This window comes from Actinacidiphila acididurans (assembly GCF_016918855.1).
Taxonomy (GTDB): Bacteria; Actinomycetota; Actinomycetes; order Streptomycetales; family Streptomycetaceae; genus Actinacidiphila; species Actinacidiphila acididurans.
In genome coordinates this window covers 1-19,137 of record NZ_JADKYB010000008.1, presented here as the reverse complement: position 1 = coordinate 19,137, position 19,137 = coordinate 1, and the positions used below count along the sequence as shown (strand labels likewise).

Here is a 19,137-nt window from a genome sequence, read left to right as displayed (position 1 = left end):
GTGCGGGTCCGGCGCCGGCCGACCGCCGGCACCGGCCGGGGCCTGCGACGTCCCGTCAAGAATGCCAGGTCGTGGGCGGGGCCCCGCGGTCGCGGGCGCGCTCGGGCCCGCCCACCCGGAACAGGGATCACCCGAACGGGTGAGCAGAGAGGCCTGTGGGACCAACCTGCCGGAAGACGGGGGCATTCCACAACTTGCCTCGGGTGGCGATCCGGTCGCCGGCCGCGGTGAGGGCGACCACGCCCGTGGCGTGCAGCAGCAGTCCGGGGCGGCCGTTGGCGACGGCGATGGCCGCGCCCAGGGCGGCGCCGAGCGCGTGGGCGCCGGCCTGGCCGAGCCGGGTGCGTTCGGTCAGCCCGTCGCGCAGGGCCGCCGCCGCAGCGCCGACCGGGGCCGCGGCGAGGACCGCCCCGGGGCCGTGCCGCAGCAGGCCGGGTGCCCCGGCCGCGATCACCGCCTTGGCGGCCCGGCCGGGCGAGCCGTCCAGCAGGCTCACCCCGTGCGCGGCGCCCGCGATCACCACCGCGGTCAGCACCTGGTCCAGCGGGCTCGCCTTGAGCACCGTGCCGGCGACCAGCCCGGCCGCCCCGATGCCGAGCAGTTTCACCCCGCCGGACGTCAGCCGCCCCTCCCCCAGCGCGGTGAGCTGCGCCCGCAGCCCCGCCGGGGATCCGGAGCCGCCGCGCGCGGCGTACGCACGGCTGCGTCGGCGGCCGTACCCGCCCTGCCCGAAGGGTGGCGCGTAACCGGTGACGAAGGAGGCGTACGGGCCGCCGGGCGGGCGCAGGAAGACGGCACCGCGTCGGCCGCCCTTGCGGCTGCCCCAGCGGGAACCGCCGGACGTGCCGAACCCGGGGAACCCGCCGAACCCGCCGCCATGGGCGCCGGAAACGCCGGACCGCTGCCCCCCGTAATTGCCGCGCCCATCGGTGCCTCCGCCGCTGTAGGTGCCGAGGCCGCCCGACCCGTGGCCGTCGTGATCGCCGGAGGAGTCCGCGGCGGCACGGTGATCGCCATAGGCGCCGCACAGGCCGGCCACCAGGGCAGCGCCGGTGGCGGCCAGCCGGGCCCGCACGCTCACCCCGCCGGCCCCGCCGATCGCGGCCGCGGCGCCACCGGCCACGGCCAGCCCGCCGAACAGCTCCACGCCGCGCCCGGCGTCGCTCACCCGCAGCCAGGCGCCGGTTTCGGCCGGCGGCCTCCTGCGCAGCGATCGGTACGCGGCCCGGGTCGCCCCCGCCGCGGCCAGGCCCACCGAGATCCGCCCGGCCCGGCGGGTCCACCGCCGCCCTCTGCTCACCCGTCTGCCTCCCCGAGGTGGTGCGCCCCGGCCGGGACGCACGGCTCTTCCCGCCGCCAGGGCGGGCCTTCCCGCCTCCAGGACGGGCGACCGGGGCCACGGGTTCCGCCGGTGGCCCGGCTGTTCCCGGCCCGCGGGCGGCGGCACCGCCCGCGGCTGGCGTACGACATGCGCGACGCGGCGTACCCGCCCGCCCGCGCCACCGGCACGTTCGCGCGACCGCCGCTTCGTACGCGTCGCCCGCCCACCGCCCCGGCGCCTTTCGCGCCGTCATGGCGACGGATTTCCGCTCCGGCTCAGCGTGCTGCCTTCGCGGCCTCCAGCAGTTCCTCCGCGTGGGCCCGGCCCAGTTCCGAATCCTCCAACCCCGCGAGCATGCGGGAGAGTTCCCGGACCCGGGCCTCGCCTTCCAGGACGGTGACGCCGCTGCGGGTGACCGAGCCGTCGTTGGTCTTCTCCACCAGCAACTGCCGGTCGGCGAAGGCGGCCACCTGCGGGAGGTGGGTGACGACCACGACCTGGGCGGTGCGGGCCAGCCGGGCCAGCCGCCGGCCGACCTCGACCGCGGCCTTGCCGCCGACACCGGCGTCGACCTCGTCGAAGAGGTAGGTGGGCACCGGGTCGGAGCCGGCGAAGACCACCTCGACGGCGAGCATGACCCGGGACAGCTCGCCGCCGGACGCGCCCTTGGCGATGGGCCGGGCCGGGGAGCCGGGGTGCGGGGCGAGCAGCAGCTCGACCTCGTCGGCGCCTGCCAGCCCGAAGACCACCGCGCGCCCGCCGACTTCGATGCCGTGCTCGGGCTCCGGCGACTCGGTCTGCCGCAGCGCGACGGTGACCCGGGCGTGCGGCATGGCGAGTTCGGCGAGTTCGGCGGTGACGGCGGCCGCGAACCGATCGGCGGCCTCGGCCCGGGCGTCGCTCAGCTCCTGGGCGAGGGTGCCGAGTTCGCCGCGCAGCGCGTCGCGTTCGGCGGTCAGCTCGGCGATCCGGTCGTCGTCGCCCTCCAGTTCCAGCAGCCTGGTGGCGCTCTGCTGGGCCCAGGCCAGCACCGCGTCGATGTCCTGGCCGTATTTGCGCACCAGGTGCGAGAGCTGGGCCCGGCGCTCCTCGACCGCGGCCAGCCGCAGCGGGTCGGCGTCCAGGTTGTCGGCGTATCCGGCCAGTTCACCGGCCACGTCGGCGAGCAGGATGCCGATCTCGCCGAGCCGGCCGGCCAGCGCGGACAGCACCGGGTCGTGGGCGCTGACCGCGTCCAGGGCACGCTGGGCGCCGGCCACCAGGGTGCCGGCGTCCACTCCCTCGGGGTCCTCGGGGTTGCCCGCCATGGCGGCGTGCGCGGCCGTGGCTGCGGCGGCCAGCGCCTCGGCGTGGCCGAGCCGCTCGGCTTCCGCGGCCAGTTCCGCGTCCTCGCCGGGCTGCGGCTCGGCCGCCGCGACCTCCTCGACGCCGAACCGCAGCAGATCCGCCTCCTGGGCGCGTTCCCGGGCCCGGGTGGTCAGCTCGTCCAAGTCGGCGGCGACCGTGCGCAGCCGCCGGTAGGCGGCGGCGTACTTGGCCAGCGGCGCCGCGACCGCGTCCCCGGCGTACCGGTCCAGCGCCTCGCGCTGCCGGGCCGGGCGCAGCAGGCCCTGCTGGTCGGTCTGGCCGTGCACGGCGACCAGGTCGTCGGCGAGTTCGCCGAGCAGCCCGACCGGCACCCCGCGCCCGCCGACATGGGCGCGGGAGCGGCCCTCGGCGGAGACGGTGCGGCTGATCAGCAGCGTGCCCTCGTCCAGCTCCGCGCCCGCCTCCTCGGCCCGCACCAGGGCGCGCGCGCCCTGGTCGAGGACGATCCGGCCCTCGACCACGGCCTGCTTCTGGCCGATCCGCACGAGGGCGGGGTCGGCCCGCCCGCCGAGCAGCAGGCCCAGGCTGGTGACGACCATGGTCTTGCCCGCACCGGTCTCACCGGTCACCGCCGTGAACCCGGGTGACAGTTCCACCACGGCGTCCTCGATGACTCCCAGCGACCGGATCCGCATTTCCTCCAACACGGATACGACCATACGAGGTTTGCGGCGCCCGGCGCGACGGCCGTCCCCCGCGGATCCGCCGCCGGCCTATACGGGCGCGCCGCGCCAGCCCGCCACGGGCAGGGCGAACTTCGCCACCAGGCGGTCGGTGAAGGAGGCGTGGTGGAGCCTGGCCAGCCGGACCGGGACCGCGCCGCGGCGCACCTCGACGCGGGCGCCGGCCGGCAGTTCCACGGTGCGGCGGCCGTCGCACCACAGCACGCCGTGCGGGGTCTCCGGCTGCACCTCGACGGCCAGCACCGAGCGCGGCGAGGTGAGCAGCGGCTTGGCGAACAGGGCGTGCGCGCTGATCGGCACCATCAGCAGCGCCTCCACCTCCGGCCAGACCACCGGGCCGCCGGCGGAGAAGGCGTAGGCGGTGGAGCCGGTGGGAGTGGCGCACACCACGCCGTCGCAGCCGAAGCGCGAGACCGGCCGGCCGTCGACCTCGGTGACGACCTCGAGCATCCGCTCCCGGGACGCCTTCTCCACCGACGCCTCGTTCAGCGCCCAGTCGGTGTGCACGATCCGCCCGTCGGTGCGGACCAGCACATCGAGTGTCATGCGTTCCTCGACCTCGTACTCCTTGGTGACGACGCGGTCCACCACCTTGTCGAGGTCGTCGCGCTCGGCCTCGGCGAGGAAGCCGACCCGGCCGAGGTTGACGCCGAGCATCGGCACCCCGGAGGCGCGGGCGAACTCCGCGCCGCGCAGCAGGGTGCCGTCGCCGCCCAGGACGATGATCAGTTCGCAGCCCTCGACCGCCGCCGGGCCGATCTCCTCGACCAGCTCCACCTTGTCCGGCAGCGGCAGGTCGGCGGCCTCGCCGGCCAGCAGCCGCACCCCGATGCCGCACCGCATCAGGCCGAGCACGACCCGCTCGGCGCTGCGGACGGCCGCGGGCCGCCCGGTGTGGGCGAGGAGGAAGACGGTGCGGTCCTGCGGCTCGCAGCCCTCGGCCAGCTCCACCGGGGCCGGCGCCTCGGACATCTCGGACACCCCAGTCGGCTCAGGCACCTCAGTCGCCTCGGTCACGTCGGTCACGTTCGTCAACGGGGCCCCTCCGCCACAGCTCGGTCCACGTCGGCCGGGTCCAGCGCGGGCGCGCCGGCGCGCAGCCACAGAAAGTACTCCACGTTCCCGGACGGACCGGGCAGCGGACTGGCGGTGACCCCCAGCACCCCCAGGCCCAGCTCGGCGGCCTGCCCGGCCACCTTGCGCACACTCTCCGCGCGCAGCGCCGTGCTGCGCACCACCCCGCCGCTGCCCAGGCGCTCCCGGCCCACCTCGAACTGCGGCTTGACCATGAGCAGCAGGTCCGCGTCCGGCGCCGCGCACCGCACCAGCGCGGGCAGCACCAGACCCAGCGGGATGAACGACAGGTCGCCGACCACCAGGTCCGCCAGTCGGCCGTCGATCGCCTCGGGCGTCAACTCGCGTACGTTGGTGCGGTCCTTAATGGTGACCCGCGGATCGTTCTGCAGCGACCAGGCGAGCTGGCCGTAGCCGACGTCCACCGCGATCACCCCGGCGGCGCCGGCCCGCAGCAGCACGTCGGTGAAGCCCCCGGTGGAGGCGCCCGCGTCCAGCGCGGTGCGCCCCTCGACCGTCAGGCCGCGCGGGACGAACGCGGCCAGCGCGCCGGCCAGCTTGTGCCCGCCGCGTGATACGTATTCCGGTTCGGCCTCGTCCCGGGTCACGACCAGGGCCGCGCCGGTCTCCACCTGGGTCGCCGCCTTCGTGGCGGTCGACCCGCCCACGGTCACCCGGCCCGCGGCGATCAGCTGGCTCGCGTGCTCCCGCGATCTGGCCAGGTTCCGGCGCACCAGCTCGGCGTCGAGTCGGCGTCGTGCCACCTGCGTGTCAGCCCCTGTTCTCGTCCAGGGCCGCGAGCACGTCCCGCAGCCCCCGGTGCACATCCTCGTACACCTCGATGTGCCCGTCGACGGGCAGCCGGTCGGCGTCCCGCAACCGCTCAACGGCGAGGTCCACCTCGGCGTTCCCCGTCGCCCCCAGCGCCACCCCCAGCGGCTCCGGCGCCGCCTGCCCGGGCACGGCGTCCGCGTCCGCCGCCGCGCCCGTTCCGGCGGCGCTCTCGGCGGGCTCCCCCGGCTCCTCGGGTGCGGTCGCGGGCCGCGGTACGGCGTCGGGTCCGGCCCCGCTGCCGGGCGCCGGCCGCGCGCCGGGCACCAGCGCCGCCTCGGGGGCCGGCCCGGGACGTCCGGGGTGCGGGACAGACGCCTCGCGGCCGGACAGCAGGTCGTAGGGCTCACTCATCGCCGTTCCCCGGACTCGGTGCGGTCTTCTTGGCGGCGGCCTTCGCGGGCGCGGTGGCGGTGCCGGAGCCGTCGGTGTTGGGGCTGGTGTCGCTGTTTCCCGTGCCCGCGCCGTTCCCGGCGCCGCCCGTAGCCGTCTTCTTGGCGGCGGATTTCCTGGCGGCGGTCTTCGCCGGCGCGGTGCCGCTGCTGCCGCTGCTGCTGTTTCCCGTGCCCGGGTTGCTCCCGGCTCCACTCGCGGCCGTCTTCTTGGCGGCCGTCTTCCTGGCCGGCGCCTCGCCCGTGGCGGTCTTCTTCGCCGCCGTCTTCTGCGCGGTGGCCCTCTTGGCGGCGGCCTTCTTCGCCGGAGCCGTCGGAGCCGCCTTTTTGGCCGCGGTTTTCTCGGCGGGGGTCGCTGTCGCGGAACCGGTAGCCGTCTTCTTGGCGGCGGTTTTCGCCGCGCCCGACGTGGCTGCCGTCTTCTTGGTGGGCGCTGCCGCGCTCTTGGCGGGAGCGGTGACCGCCGCCTCGGGCGCGGCTTTCTTCGCCGCGGCCCTGGCCGCGGCCTTCTTCGCGGGCGCCGCCTTCTTCGCCGGGGTCGTGGCCGCCGCCTTTGCGGCGGTCGCGGACTTCGCGGCCTTCGCCGTCCTGGGCGCCTTCTTGGCGGCGGCCGCCCGCTTGGTCGCGGTGGTGCCCGGCGCGGAGGTGGTCCGCTTGGGAGCGCGGGCGGGCGTCGCCTTCCGTACGGTGGCCCCGGCGCCGGTGGCCTCGACGCCGGCCGTGCCGGGGGCGGCGGCCGGGGTGCGCTTCGTCGCCTTGGTCGCGGTCGTACGCCGAGGGTTGGCGGTCGTGGTGGCCGCCGCGGGCCTGGGCGCGGACGCGGCGCGCTTGGCGGGGGCCGGGCGCTCCTTCGGCTCGGGCTCCGGCTCGGGTTCGACCGCCACGTGCTGGACGCGCAGGGCCGGCCCGGGTTCGGCGGGCGGCTGCTTCTCCTCGGCGCCGCCCGCCTCCGTGCCGCGAATTCGCCGCTCCAGCATCTCCAGGACGACGCCGACCTTGGTGACCTCGTCGGCGAGCTTGCCGACCCGGGTCATCGTCTTGTCGACCTCCTCGCGGACCAGGCCGACCAGCAGGTCGCGGTTGGCGCGCCCGGAGGCGACCACCTCGTCGGCGAGGGTCTGCACCTCGGCGGGGACCGCCGAGCCGATCCGCTGCTGGAGCGCGTCCACATCGATCCCGGCCTGGTCCAGCAGGTCACGGGCCGCCTCGGTGGTGCGGCGCCGGGCGGCCTCGGTCAGACCGCCCGCGATCTGCAGGCAGGTACGCAGGGCGTCCCGCATCGCTCTCACTCCTCGCCTCGCCGTTGACGTCATGGTGACCTTGTGGTCACGACGCTACCCCTTCCCGCCGTGGCACCCCCATGACTGGGCCCTGCGGTACCGTCATCCGAACGCACCGCACGACCCGGGGAGAACGCACGCCATGGCCACCGTCGAGGAGTGCCGCAGCGCGCTCGACCGGTTCTCCGCCGGACTGGCCCGGGCGGAGGGCGACGCGAAGGCGGCGGCCGCCCTGGACCGCTCGCTGAGCTGCCGGATCACCGACCTGGACATCACCTTCACCGGCCGGCTGGCCGACGGCGGCATCCAGGACGTGATCGAGGTGCCCGGCACGCCCGTGGACAAGGCGCAGATCCGGCTGTCGATGACCGGCGACGACCTGGTGGCCCTGGTGGCGGGCGAGTTGTCCTTCGCCAAGGCGTGGGCGGCCGGACGGGTCAAGGTGCAGGCGAGTCTGCGGGACGCGCTGCGGCTGCGTTCGCTCCTGTAGGGCGGCGGGCGGCCGGCACCACCAGAGGGGTACCGCTCTCCGGGTCCTCGATGACCCGGCAGCGTATGCCGAAGACCCGCTCGACCAGGTCGGCGGTGAGGATCGCCGCGGGCGGCCCCTGTGCCTCGATCCGCCCGTCCCGCATGGCGATCAGGTGGGTGGCGTACCGGGCGGCCTGGTTGAGGTCGTGCAGCACCGCGACCAGGGTGACGCCCCGCTCGTGCAGGTCGGCGCACAGCTCCAGCACCTCGATCTGGTGCTGGATGTCCAGGTACGTGGTCGGCTCGTCCAGCAGCAGCAAGGGTGTCTGCTGGGCCAGCGCCATGGCGATCCACACCCGTTGCCGCTGCCCGCCGGACAGTTCGTCGACCGGGCGGCCGGCGAGCGCACTCACCCCGGTCGCGGCCATCGACTCGGCGACGACCCGCTCGTCGTGACGCGACCACTGCCGCAGCAGCCCCTGGTGCGGATAACGGCCGCGGGCCACCAGGTCGGCCACGGTGATGCCGTCCGGCGCCACGGACGTCTGCGGCAGCAGCCCCAGGGTCCGCGCGACCTGCTTGGCCGGCAGCGAGCCGATGGCCTGCCCGTCCAGCAGCACCCGGCCGCGCTCGGGCCGCAGCAGCCGGGCCAGGGCACGCAGCAATGTCGATTTGCCGCACGCGTTGGGGCCGACGACCACCGTGAAGGACCCGTCGGGCACGGTCACCGACAGGTCCTCGGCGACGACGCGCCGGTCGTACGCCAGGGTGACGGCCTCGGCCCGCAGCCGCCCGGAGTCCACTTCCGGTCCGGAAGCAAGGCCCGGACCGGACGGTCCGGCACTGTCGGCCGGTGGCTGGATTCCGGGGGTCATACGGTGCTCCCGTGCGGTCGGGCCGTCTGGACGGCGGGGGTTGGCGTACCGGGGCCGGTGGAGTGGCCGGCGCCGCGGGGGCCGGCCGAGTCGATGTGTCGGCACAGCGACGTACGGCCGTACGCGACCGCAATCCGGCAGAGGTGCCGTCCGGCATAAAGGTCGCCGTACGCGACGACGTATCGGCAAAGCGGTTCGGCGATGTGCCGGCCGGGTCTCATGTGCGGCCCGCCCGTCGTTCGGCGACCAGGAGCCACAGCAGATAGCCGCCGCCCAGGACGCCGGTGGCGACGCCGACCGGGAGACGGCCGGAGCCGAAGACGCGCTGGGCGGCGAAGTCGGCGGTGACCAGCAGGGCCGCGCCCATGAGCGCGGACGGCACCAACGCGACACCAGGGGTACGGGTGAGGCGCCGGACCAATTGCGGCGCGGTGAGGGCGACGAAGGGCACCGGACCGCAGGCGGCCGTGGCGGCCGCGGTGAGCAGCACGGCGGCCAGGACCGTGACCAGCCGCACCCGTTCGACGCGCACGCCCAGCGCGGACGCGGTGTCGTCGCCCATCTCGGTCAGGCGCAGGGCGCGGCTCTGGGCGAGCAGCACGGGCAGCAGCAGCGCGCAGGCGGCCAGCAGGGGCCTCACTTGCGTCCAGTCGCGGCCGTCGAGGGAGCCGGTGAGCCACACCACGGCCCGGGCGGCGTCCACGAAGTCCGCCTTGACCAGCAGGTAGCTGTTGACGGCCGCCAGTACCGCGGAGACGCCGATGCCGACGAGGACGAGCCGGTAGCCGTGCACGCCGCCGCGCCAGGCCAGCAGGTAGACGACGATACCGGTGAGCAGCCCGCCCACCACCGCGCCCGCCGCGATGGTGTTCGCCGAGGAGCCGTGGATCAGCACGATGACGACCAGGGCGCCGGCGGCCGAGCCCTGTCCGAAGCCGATGACGTCGGGGCTGCCCAGCGGGTTGCGGCTGACGGTCTGGAAGGCGGCGCCGGCCGTGCCGAGCGCGGCGCCGGCCAGCAGCGCCACCGCCACGCGCGGCAGCCGCAGTTCGCGGACCACGAAGCGCTGTCCTGGGGTGCCGCCGCCGATCACGGCCCGCAGCACGTCGGCGGGCGCGATGCGGTAGTCACCAGTGCCGACCAGGGCGACGGACACGGCGAGCGTGGCCAGCAGCAGGACCGCACAGACCAGGACCGTACGCGGCTCGACGCGCACCGACAGGCGGCGGGCGCGCAGGACGCGGGCGGTCACAGGGCGGCCACCTTGCCGCGGCGCACCAGTGCGACGAACACCGGGCCGCCCAGGACCGCGGTGACGATGCCCACTTGGAGCTCGGCGGGCCGGGTGACCAGGCGGCCGATCACGTCGGCGCCGAGCAGCAGCACCGGCGCGAGCACCGCCGCGTACGGCAGGACCCACCGCATGTCGGGCCCGGTGATCCGGCGCACGGCGTGCGGCACGACCAGCCCGATGAAGACGATGGGCCCGCAGGCGGCGGTGGCGGCCCCGCACAGCAGCGTGACCGCGGCCATGGCGGCGAGGCGGGTGAGGGCGGGGCGGGCGCCCAGGCCGCGCGCGGTGTCCTCGCCGAGCGCGAGGGCGCCCAGCGGCCTGGCGACGGCCAGGGCGAGCAGGACGCCGGCCGCGACGAAGGGCGCCATGTGCCGCACCGTGCCGACGTCGGCGGCGGCCAGCGAGCCGACCTGCCAGAACCGGATGCGGTCCAGGGCGGCGCCATGGGTGAGTTCGACGGCGCTGGTCCAGCCCTGGAGCAGGGCGGTGACCGCGGTGCCGGCCAGCGCGAGCCGGACCGGAGTGGCCGAGCGGCTGCCACCGATCACGTACACCAGCACCGAGACGGCGGCGGCCCCGGCGAGCGCGAACCACACATAGCCGGTCAGGGAGGTGACGCCGAAAAAGCCGATGGCGGTGACGACGGCCGCGGCGGCGCCGGCGTTGACGCCGAGCAGCCCGGGGTCGGCCAGCGGATTGCGGGTCAGGGCCTGCATGCAGGCGCCGGCCATGCCGAGTGCAGCGCCGGCGAGCAGGCCCAGCAGCGTCCGCGGCACCCGCAGATCGCGGATCACCACGTCGTCGTCGGTGCCGGTGGAGTGGAACAGGCCGTGCAGCACATGGCCGGGCGGGACGGTCCGGGCGCCGAAGGCGACACTCGCGGCGGTGACCAGGACCAGCAGGGCGACGGCCAGCAGGAGTCCGGCGGCCCGGCGGGCGTTCGGAGAGGGGGCGGCGGGCGGCGCGGCGCCTTCCTGCGGCACGGGCGGGGAGTTGTGATCGACCAGCACGCGACTTAGGTTAGCCTAACCTAGCTTTGACCACTCCGAGCAGAGCGGCAATTCGCCATGCACTCCTCCCGATCCACTCCCGTGCGCTCCCCCCGATCCACTCCGGCACCCGGACTGCCCCTGTCCCGCCGCGGACTCCTCGCGGCCGGCGGCACCCTCGGCCTCGGCGCGCTCCTGTCCGCCTGCGGCTCCTCCTCCGACGGCCCCGCCCCCACCGCGGCCCCCGCCAAGGACACCGCCACCGGCCCCTGGACCTTCACCGACGACCGCAAGCAGACCGTACGGCTGCCCCACCGGCCCGCGAACCTCGTCGCCTACGTCGGCGCCGCCGCCGCACTGCACGACTACGGCGTCGAATGCGCGGGCGTCTTCGGCCCCACCACCCTGGCCGGCGGCGGCGCCGACGCGCAGGCCGGTGACCTGGACGTCACCAAGCTCACCGTCCTCGGCAACACCTGGGGCGAGTTCGGCGTCGAGAAGTACGCGGCCCTGTCCCCCGGCCTGCTCATCAGCCACATCTACCAGCCGCCCACCCTGTGGTACGTCCCCGACCAGAGCGCCAAGAAGGTCCTCGCCATCGCCCCCAGCGTCGGCATCGACGTCGCCGGAGTGCCGCTGACCACCCCGCTGCGCCGCTACGCCGACCTGGCCGCCGCGCTCGGCGCCGACCTCGCCTCCACCGCCAACGCCGCCCAGAAGACCCGCTTCGACACCGCCTCCGCCGCCCTGCGCAGCGCCGCGAAGACCGCCCGGGCCGCCGGCATCAAGGTCATGGCCGCCTCCGCCGCGGCCGACTCCTTCTACGTCTCCACCCCCTCCTCGGCCGCGGACCTGACCTACTACCGCGGCCTCGGCGTGGACTTCGTCGTGCCGAACAAGGTGCAGGGCGGCTTCTTCGAGACGCTGAGCTGGGAGACCGCCGACAAGTACAAGGCCGACGTCATCATGCTCGACAACCGCACGGCCACCCTCCAGCCCAAGGACCTGACCGGCAAACCCACCTGGAACCGGCTGCCCGCGGTCGCCGCAGGCCAGGTCACCGGCTGGCCCAGCGAGCCGATCTTCTCGTACGCCAAGTGCGCCGACCGGATCGAGGCGCTCACCAAGGCGCTGTCCGCCGCGAAGAAGGTGAGCTGACGCCGTGACGGACACCGCCCCGGAGCCGCCCTACGCCTTCTTCCACCCCACCGTCGTCCGCGTCCGGCACCTGTCCCCCTCGCTGGTCCGGATCGTCCTCGGCGACCCGTCGCTGACCCGCGTGGTCAGCGGCGGGCACGACCAGCGCCTCAAGCTCTTCCTGCCCCGCCCCGGCCAGGACAACACGCCCGTGCTGCCCGAGCCGCTGGACACCGACTGGTACTCCCGCTGGCGCGCCATGGACCCCGCCGTCCGTGCCGTCATGCGCACCTACACCCTGCGCGGCCTGCGCGCCGACCCGCCCGAACTCGACCTCGACATCGCCCTGCACGGCGACCTCGGCCCCGCCTCCGCCTGGGCCCACCGCGCCCGGCCCGGCGACAAGGTCAGCGTCCTGGCCCCGGTCCGCACCGACAACGGCGGCGTCGACTTCCGCCCGCCGCCCGGCACCGACCTGGTGGTGCTCACCGGCGACGAGACCGCGCTGCCCGCCGTCGCCGGCATCCTCGCCGCACTGCCCGCGGACCTGCCCGTACGCGCCTTCCTGGAGGTCGCCCACCCCGACGACCGCCTGCCGCTGCCCACCGAGGCCGACGCCGAACTGCACTGGCTGATCCGCCCCCCGCACGGCACCGACCGCACCGGCCGCCCGCTGTCCGCCCTCGCCGCGGCCGACCTGACCGCCGGCGCCCCCTACGCCTGGCTGGCCGGCGAGGCCGCCGCGGTCCGCGCCCAGCGCCGCCACCTGCTGGGCGACCGCGGCTTCCGGCGCCCCGCCGTCACCTTCACGGGTTACTGGCGGCAGGGCACCACAGAGGACCAGTTGCTGGCTGAAGCGGCCCGGGCCGCACGCGCCTGACGGCCGGGGCGCCGCACCGGGCGACGGGGCCGGCCGACGCAACCCGTCGCCATTGCGTCGGCCGTTGACCACGGCACTGTTGCGTCGGCATTGCGTCGGCCGTTGACCGCGCAGTTCCATTGCGTCGGCAATGCCTCGTCCAACGGCGACGCCATTGCGCCGGGGTTGCCCGCTACGACCGGCTCACCAGCCCAGCTTCCCCAGCGCCGGCCCTGCGTCCAGCGTGCACGTGCCCTCTCCGGCGTACGTCCAGGCCGCCGCGCACAGCGCCCGCAGCCCGTCGAGGGCGTCGCCCGAACCGTCGACCGTCAGCCCGTCGTCGTCGGCCGCCGCTGTCCACCCCCCGCACCGGAAGGACCCGTCCTCCGCCTCGACCGGCGGGTGCGGCGCGAGCAGGCCGCGCAGGTCGGCCGACACGTACGTGGGCCGGTGCCGCGGCTCGGCGGCCAGCAGCGCGGCCGGCCGGGTCACGCCGGTGAGCACCAGCAGCGAGTCCACCCCGCCTGCGTATGCCCCCTCGATATCGGTGTCCAGCCGGTCGCCGACCACCAGCGGCGTACGCGCCCCGGTCCGCAGCACGCTCTCCCGGTGCATCGGCGGCAGCGGCTTGCCCGCCACCTTCGGGCTGCCGCCGGTGGCAAAGCGCACCACCTCCACCGCGGCCCCGTTGCCCGGCGAGATGCCCCGCCCGCTGGGAATGGTCAGGTCGGTGTTCGACGCGTACCACGGCACCCCGCGCTGCACCGCGTAGGAGATCTCCGCCAGTTGCGCCCAGCGCAGGTCCGGCGAGAAGCCCTGCACCGCCGCGACCGGCGCGTCGTCGGCGGAGAAGACCGGCTCCAGGCCGCGCTCGCGCACCGCTTCGACCAGCCCGTCCCCGCCGATCACCAGCACCTTCGACCCGGCGGGCACGTCCTCGGCGATCAGCCGCGCCACCGCCTGCGCCGAGGTCACCACCTCGCTCGGCTCGGCCGGCACACCCAGCTCACTCAGATGCGCGGCGACCGTGTCCGGCGTACGGGACGCGTTGTTCGTCACGTAGGCCAGCCGCATCCCGCGCTCGCGCGCCGCCGCCAGGGAATCGACGGCGTGGTCGATCGCGTCGCCGCCGGCGTACACCACGCCGTCGAGGTCGAGCAGCGCCGTGTCGTACCGCTCGGCCGGCGCTCGGTCACTGCCGCTCGGACTGGTCCGCAGGGTCATCGGGGACTCGCTCCTCAGGTCTCGTCGCTCGATCGATCATCCCCCATGCCCGCCGCCGCGCCCGACCCGGACATAACATGCGCGGATGAGCACACAAGCTCCTGACCCGAGCGGACCGGAATTCCCCGGCAGCCCACCCCGCGCCGGCGGTCTGCGCCTCGTCCCGTTCCGCGGCCTGCGCTACGTGCCCGATCGCATCGGCAGCCTCGCCGCGGTCACCTCCCCGCCGTACGACGTGGTCGTACGCCCCGAGGGCCGGCGCCGGCTGGCGACCGCCGACCCGTACAACGTGGTCCGGCTGATCCGCCCGACAACGGCACCCCGGAAGCCGCCCCGGCCACCGCCGGCACCGGCGCGCCCGGCGACCGGCACCGAGCCGCCGCCCGCACCCTCGCCCGCTGGCGCCGCGAGGGCGTCCTGGCCACGGACCCGTCGCCCGCGCTCTACGTCTACGAACAGCTCGACGGCGAGCACCTCCAGCGCGGCGTGATCGGCGCCCTGCGGCTGACCGCCCCCGAGGAGGGCGTCGTCCTCCCGCACGAGGACGTGATGCCCGGCCCGGTCGCCGACCGCGCCGCCCTGATGCGGGCCACCGCGGCCAACCTGGAGCCCCTGCTGCTGGCCTACCGCGACGGCGACGCGACCGCCCGCATCGTCGACCGCACCGCCGGCGCCGCCGCGCCGCTGCTGTCCACCACCACCGACGACGGGGTACGGCACCGGCTGTGGGCGCTGACCGACCCTGCCGACCTGGCCGCGATCGGCGCCGACCTCACCCACCGCCAGGCGCTGATCGCCGACGGCCACCACCGCTGGGCCACCTACCGCCGGCTCCAGGCCGACCACCCGGCCGGCACCCCGTGGGACTACGGCCTGGTGCTGCTGGTGGACACCGCCCGCTATCCGCTGCGGGTGCGCGCCATCCACCGGGTGCTGCCCGCGCTGCCTCCGCACACCGCGCTGGAGGCGGCCCGTACGGTCTTCCGGGTCCGCCCGCTCGCCGAATCGCTCGACCGCGCGCTGGTCACCCTCGCCGAGGCCGCGGCCGAGAGCAACGCCTTCCTGCTGGCGGGCGACGGCTACCACCTGCTCGACCGCCCCGACCCGGCGGCCCTCGCCGCCCGTCTGCCCGCCGGCCGCCCCGACCCCTGGCGCCGGCTGGACGCGACGGTCCTGCATGGCCTGCTGCTGGACCACCTCTGGCAGGTCCCGGACGACGGCGAGCACATCCGCTACATCCACGACGCCACCGCCGCCGTCGCCCTGGCCGAACGCCACGGCGGCACCGCGGTCCTGATGCACCCGGTGGCCGAGCAGGTCGTCCTCGACCTGGCCCGGCAGGGCGTGATGATGCCGCGCAAGTCCACCTCCTTCGGCCCCAAACCGGCCACCGGGCTGGTGATGCGGAGCCTGGAGCCGGGCTGAGCACCCGCCAACGCCGCGGGGCAGCATCCGCGATGTCACGCGGATACCGCCCCGGAGGCGATTCACGACCGGGTGTTCCGGCCGTTACGGATCAGTCGTCGGCGCCCGCGTCGGGGGCGTCCTTGCCGCTGTCCTTGTCGCCGTCCTTGTCACGGGCGTCGCGGTGGGCGGGCTCACGGAACGGCGCGTCCAGGAACGAGGTCGGGTCGGCCTCATCGGTCAGGTCGTCGGCGCCCGGTACGTCCTCGGCACGCAGCGGCCGGTCGTGACGCGCGTCGTCCGCGTCATCGTCTTCTTCGTCTTCCTCGTCCTCGTCGTCGTAGGAGTCGGCCGCGTCTTCCGCGTCCTCGTCCTCGTCCTCGTCGTCATCGTCGAAGTCGTCGTACGAGTCGTCGGCGTCATCGTCCCGGTCGTCGTCCACGTCGTCCTTGTGCGGCTCGACGCGCTCCTCCGCCTCGGCGGCCTCGGCCTCCTCCTCGTCGAAGGCGTCGACGAACTCCACGCCGTCGAGCTGGGCCAGCCGGTCGGAGGCGTCGGTGGTGCCGTTGTGGTCGGCCTCCAGGGCCTTGGCGAACCACTCGCGCGCCTCGTTCTCCCGGCCGACCGCGAGGAGGGCGTCGGCGTAGGCGTAGCGCAGCCGGGCGGTCCAGGGGTGCACCGCGCTGGACGCGAGCTCCGGGCTCTGCAGGGTCACCACCGCGGCGTCGGCCTGCCCCAGGTCCCGCCGGGCTCCGGCGGCGACCAGGCGCATCTCCACCTGGCCGGCCTTGTCCAGCTTGTGCACCTCGGGCGCGCCCGCCATCTCCAGGGCCCGCTCGGGACGGCCGAGTCCGCGCTCGCAGTCGGCCATGACCGGCCACAGGTCCACCGTGCCGGTCATCCGCCGGCTCGCCCGGAACTCGGCCAGCGCCTCGGCGTACCGCTCGGTGGCGTACGAGGCGAAGCCCGCCGCCTCCCGTACGGCCGCGACACGGGACGCCAGGCGCAGCGCCACCCGGGAGTACGCATAGGCCCGGTCGGCGTCCTCGTCCAGCAACTGCGCGACCATCACCAGGTTGCGCGCCACGTCGTCGGCGAGCGTCTTGGGCAGGCTCCTCAACTCCTGCCGCACGCTCGGGTCGATCTCCAGCCCGGTCACCTCGTCCGGGATCGGCAGCCGCTTCACCGGCTCCCGCTCGTCAGAGCGCTGGTCCCGGCCGCCGCGCCGCTCGAACCGCCCGCGTCCCTGCACCGTTCCACGCCCGTACGACGGCCGGCCGCCGTCGCGCCGCGGCCCGCGGTCGTCCCGGCGGAAGCCGCCCCGGTCGTCGTCCCGGCGCGGCGTGCGCGGCCGGTCGTCACGGGGACGGTCATCGCGGGGACGGTCATCGCGGGGACGGTCATCGCGCGGCCGGTCGAAGCGGGGGCGCTCGTCCCGGCGATCGTCACGACGGAACCCACCGCCCTGGCGGTCGTCCCGGGGGCGGTCGCCACCGCGGAAGTCCCGGTCCTCACGGGGGCGGTCGAAGCGCGGCCGGTCCCCATCCCGACGGTCGTCCCGGCGGAAGCCCGAACCACCGCGGTCATCACGGTGCCTGTCCTCACGGTGCCGGTCGTCACGACGGAAGCCGCCACGGTCGTCGCGCGGCCGGTCATCGCGCGGCCGGTCGTAACGGGGACGGTCGTCCCGGCGATCGTCACGACGGAAGCCGGAACCACCACGGTCGTCCTCACGACGCGGCCCACGGGGACGGTCGTCGCGCGGCCGGTCGAAGCGGGGGCGCTCGTCACGACGGTCGTCACGACGGAACCCACCGCCCTGGCGATCGTCACGGGGACGGTCACCGCCGCGGAACCCACCGCCCTGGCGGTCGTCCCGGGGGCGGTCGCCACCACGGAAGTCCCGGTCCTCACGGGGGCGGTCGAAGCGCGGCCGGTCCCCATCCCGATGGTCGTCCCGGCGGAAGCCCGAACCACCGCGGTCATCACGCCGGAAACCGCCACCCTGGCGGTCGTCACGGCGGAATCCGCCACGGTCGTCGTCGCGGCGGGGGCCACGGGGGCGGTCGTCCCGGCGATCGTCACGACGGAAGCCGGAACCACCGCGGTCGTCCTCACGACGCGGCCCACGAGGCCGGTCGTCCCGCGGACGGTCAGATCGGTCAGAGCGGGGACGGTCACGGTCACCGCCGCGGAAGCCACCGCCCTGGCGATCGTCACGAGGGCGGTCGTAGCGTGGCCGGTCGCCGTCACGGCGGTCGTCCCGGCGGAAGCCGGAGCCACCGCGGTCATCACGGCGCGGGCCGCCGGCACGATCGTCACGCCGATCCTCGCGACGGTAACCGCCGCGCTCCGGCCGGTCTTCGGGCGAGTTGGACATCGGCATGACTCCTGTCGGTTTCGTACTGCTGTACTGCAAGTCTCCCGCTGCCGCGGGGTTGCGTGCGCTTCGGGAGAAAAAAGAAGGACCCTTGGTCCCAGCGCTCAGGCCAGGACCAAGGGTCCAGAAAGATTGTTCGGCGGCGTCCTACTCTCCCACAGGGTCCCCCCTGCAGTACCATCGGCGCTGAAAGGCTTAGCTTCCGGGTTCGGAATGTGACCGGGCGTTTCCCTTTCGCTATGACCACCGAAACGCTATCGGGTCGCCCTCAATGCAGGGCTTCGACAGAGTCCGAGCGAACAAGCACACTTTTCAGTTGAGCTATCAGTTCACCGGTGCGACTGTTCGCAACCCGGGAACCAAACAGTGAACGCGAGCGTCTGAGGACAAGCCCTCGGCCTATTAGTACCGGTCAGCTCCACACCTTACGATGCTTCCACATCCGGCCTATCAACCCGGTCGTCTACCGGGAGCCTTACCCCCTCAAAGGGGTGGGAGTCCTCATCTCGAAGCAGGCTTCCCGCTTAGATGCTTTCAGCGGTTATCCCTCCCGAACGTAGCCAACCAGCCATGCCCTTGGCAGAACAACTGGCACACCAGAGGTCCGTCCGTCCCGGTCCTCTCGTACTAGGGACAGCCCTTCTCAAGACTCCAACGCGCACAGCGGATAGGGACCGAACTGTCTCACGACGTTCTAAACCCAGCTCGCGTACCGCTTTAATGGGCGAACAGCCCAACCCTTGGGACCGACTCCAGCCCCAGGATGCGACGAGCCGACATCGAGGTGCCAAACCATCCCGTCGATATGGACTCTTGGGGAAGATCAGCCTGTTATCCCCGGGGTACCTTTTATCCGTTGAGCGACGGCGCTTCCACAAGCCACCGCCGGATCACTAGTCCCTACTTTCGTACCTGCTCGACCCGTCAGTCTCACAGTCAAGCTCCCTTGTGCACTTACACTCACCACCTGATTGCCAACCAGGCTGAGGGAACCTTTGGGCGCCTCCGTTACCCTTTAGGAGGCAACCGCCCCAGTTAAACTACCCACCAGACACTGTCCCTGATCCGGATCACGGACCGAGGTTAGACATCCAGCACGACCAGAGTGGTATTTCAACGACGACTCCCCCCAGGCTGGCGCCTGGGATTCACAGTCTCCCACCTATCCTACACAAGCCGAACCGAACACCAATATCAAGCTATAGTAAAGGTCCCGGGGTCTTTCCGTCCTGCTGCGCGAAACGAGCATCTTTACTCGTACTGCAATTTCACCGGGCCTGTGGTTGAGACAGTCGAGAAGTCGTTACGCCATTCGTGCAGGTCGGAACTTACCCGACAAGGAATTTCGCTACCTTAGGATGGTTATAGTTACCACCGCCGTTTACTGGCGCTTAAGTTCTCAGCTTCGCCCCACCGAAGTAGGACTAACCGGTCCCCTTAACGTTCCAGCACCGGGCAGGCGTCAGTCCGTATACATCGCCTTACGGCTTCGCACGGACCTGTGTTTTTAGTAAACAGTCGCTTCTCGCTGGTCTCTGCGGCCACCCCCAGCTCA

General features: G+C 74.1%; 13 protein-coding genes, 2 rRNA genes and 2 pseudogenes. 4 read left to right on the top strand and 13 right to left on the bottom strand.

From position 1 onward, the window contains the following. Positions 1–127: 127 nt before the first annotated feature. The 6 genes from ITX44_RS42620 to ITX44_RS16165 all read right to left on the bottom strand — a co-directional run bounded on the left by ITX44_RS42620 (position 128) and on the right by ITX44_RS16165 (position 6,949). Complete coding sequence (locus ITX44_RS42620; RefSeq protein ID WP_205357943.1) at positions 128–1,300, bottom strand: hypothetical protein; 1,173 nt, start codon at positions 1,298–1,300, stop codon at positions 128–130. 296 nt (positions 1,301–1,596) lie between these two features. Further along, the gene (gene recN, locus ITX44_RS16185; RefSeq protein ID WP_205357942.1) at positions 1,597–3,348 is read right to left on the bottom strand and encodes a DNA repair protein RecN; all 1,752 of its coding nucleotides are present in this window, start codon (positions 3,346–3,348) and stop codon (positions 1,597–1,599) included. A 54-nt stretch (positions 3,349–3,402) separates the two neighbouring features. Continuing rightward, positions 3,403–4,344: an NAD kinase gene (locus ITX44_RS16180; protein ID WP_205357941.1), complete on the bottom strand. Its 942-nt coding sequence runs from the start codon at positions 4,342–4,344 to the stop codon at positions 3,403–3,405. 59 nt (positions 4,345–4,403) lie between these two features. Next, positions 4,404–5,210 (bottom strand): TlyA family RNA methyltransferase, encoded by an 807-nt coding sequence (locus ITX44_RS16175; RefSeq protein ID WP_307795295.1) that lies wholly within the window; start codon positions 5,208–5,210, stop codon positions 4,404–4,406. 7 nt (positions 5,211–5,217) lie between these two features. After that, entirely contained in the window at positions 5,218–5,631 is a 414-nt protein-coding gene (locus ITX44_RS16170; RefSeq protein WP_236060762.1) for a hypothetical protein, read from the bottom strand. Then, positions 5,624–6,949 carry a hypothetical protein gene (locus tag ITX44_RS16165; protein ID WP_205357939.1) on the bottom strand — a complete coding sequence of 442 codons (1,326 nt, stop codon included), beginning with the start codon at positions 6,947–6,949 and terminating at the stop codon, positions 5,624–5,626. The genes ITX44_RS16170 and ITX44_RS16165 overlap by 8 nt, the downstream gene beginning before the upstream one ends. 142 nt (positions 6,950–7,091) lie before the next feature. Here ITX44_RS16165 and ITX44_RS16160 point away from each other — a divergent pair, with 142 nt between their 5' ends. Then, positions 7,092–7,439: an alkyl sulfatase C-terminal domain-containing protein gene (locus tag ITX44_RS16160; protein WP_205357938.1), complete on the top strand. Its 348-nt coding sequence runs from the start codon at positions 7,092–7,094 to the stop codon at positions 7,437–7,439. Here ITX44_RS16160 and ITX44_RS16155 read toward each other — a convergent pair. The 3 genes from ITX44_RS16155 to ITX44_RS16145 form a co-directional block, all read right to left on the bottom strand. Beyond that, positions 7,387–8,295: an ABC transporter ATP-binding protein gene (locus ITX44_RS16155; RefSeq protein WP_205357937.1), complete on the bottom strand. Its 909-nt coding sequence runs from the start codon at positions 8,293–8,295 to the stop codon at positions 7,387–7,389. The two genes, ITX44_RS16160 and ITX44_RS16155, sit on opposite strands and share 53 nt — an antisense overlap. A 217-nt stretch (positions 8,296–8,512) precedes the next feature. Then, positions 8,513–9,547 (bottom strand): FecCD family ABC transporter permease, encoded by a 1,035-nt coding sequence (locus ITX44_RS16150; RefSeq protein ID WP_205357936.1) that lies wholly within the window; start codon positions 9,545–9,547, stop codon positions 8,513–8,515. Then, entirely contained in the window at positions 9,544–10,599 is a 1,056-nt protein-coding gene (locus ITX44_RS16145; RefSeq protein ID WP_205357935.1) for a FecCD family ABC transporter permease, read from the bottom strand. Before ITX44_RS16145 ends, ITX44_RS16150 begins: the two co-directional genes overlap by 4 nt. 81 nt (positions 10,600–10,680) lie before the next feature. Here ITX44_RS16145 and ITX44_RS16140 point away from each other — a divergent pair, with 81 nt between their 5' ends. Then, a complete protein-coding gene (locus ITX44_RS16140; RefSeq protein ID WP_307795294.1) occupies positions 10,681–11,736 on the top strand; it encodes an ABC transporter substrate-binding protein in 1,056 nt (351 codons plus the stop codon). A 4-nt stretch (positions 11,737–11,740) separates the two neighbouring features. Further along, positions 11,741–12,595 carry a siderophore-interacting protein gene (locus ITX44_RS16135; protein WP_205357933.1) on the top strand — a complete coding sequence of 285 codons (855 nt, stop codon included), beginning with the start codon at positions 11,741–11,743 and terminating at the stop codon, positions 12,593–12,595. Between the two features lie 183 nt (positions 12,596–12,778). On the opposite strand, the gene ITX44_RS16130 is transcribed toward ITX44_RS16135, so the two are convergent. Then, a complete protein-coding gene (locus ITX44_RS16130; RefSeq protein WP_205357932.1) occupies positions 12,779–13,798 on the bottom strand; it encodes an HAD-IIA family hydrolase in 1,020 nt (339 codons plus the stop codon). An 85-nt stretch (positions 13,799–13,883) separates the two neighbouring features. Here ITX44_RS16130 and ITX44_RS16125 point away from each other — a divergent pair. Beyond that, a pseudogene (locus ITX44_RS16125) lies at positions 13,884–15,223 on the top strand (DUF1015 domain-containing protein). A 444-nt stretch (positions 15,224–15,667) separates the two neighbouring features. Here the strand turns inward: ITX44_RS16125 and ITX44_RS42615 are convergent. The 3 genes and pseudogenes from ITX44_RS42615 to ITX44_RS16110 all read right to left on the bottom strand — a co-directional run. Beyond that, positions 15,668–16,388: pseudogene (locus tag ITX44_RS42615) on the bottom strand (hypothetical protein); the annotation flags it as partial. A gap of 1,328 nt (positions 16,389–17,716) precedes the next feature. Continuing rightward, positions 17,717–17,833 (bottom strand): 5S ribosomal RNA (gene rrf / locus ITX44_RS16115). A gap of 131 nt (positions 17,834–17,964) precedes the next feature. Then, positions 17,965–19,137: ribosomal RNA gene (locus ITX44_RS16110) — 23S ribosomal RNA — on the bottom strand; the annotation flags it as partial.

Excerpts from the sequence above, each read along its gene's own strand:
- recN (WP_205357942.1), bottom strand. The coding sequence starts at position 3,348 with ATGGTCGTATCCGTGTTGGAGGAAATGCGGATCCGGTCGCTGGGAGTC.
- ITX44_RS16180 (WP_205357941.1), bottom strand. The coding sequence starts at position 4,344 with ATGTCCGAGGCGCCGGCCCCGGTGGAGCTGGCCGAGGGCTGCGAGCCG.
- ITX44_RS16170 (WP_236060762.1), bottom strand. The coding sequence starts at position 5,631 with ATGAGTGAGCCCTACGACCTGCTGTCCGGCCGCGAGGCGTCTGTCCCG.
- ITX44_RS16165 (WP_205357939.1), bottom strand. The coding sequence starts at position 6,949 with ATGCGGGACGCCCTGCGTACCTGCCTGCAGATCGCGGGCGGTCTGACC.
- ITX44_RS16160 (WP_205357938.1), top strand. The coding sequence starts at position 7,092 with ATGGCCACCGTCGAGGAGTGCCGCAGCGCGCTCGACCGGTTCTCCGCC.
- ITX44_RS16155 (WP_205357937.1), bottom strand. The coding sequence starts at position 8,295 with ATGACCCCCGGAATCCAGCCACCGGCCGACAGTGCCGGACCGTCCGGT.
- ITX44_RS16130 (WP_205357932.1), bottom strand. The coding sequence starts at position 13,798 with ATGACCCTGCGGACCAGTCCGAGCGGCAGTGACCGAGCGCCGGCCGAG.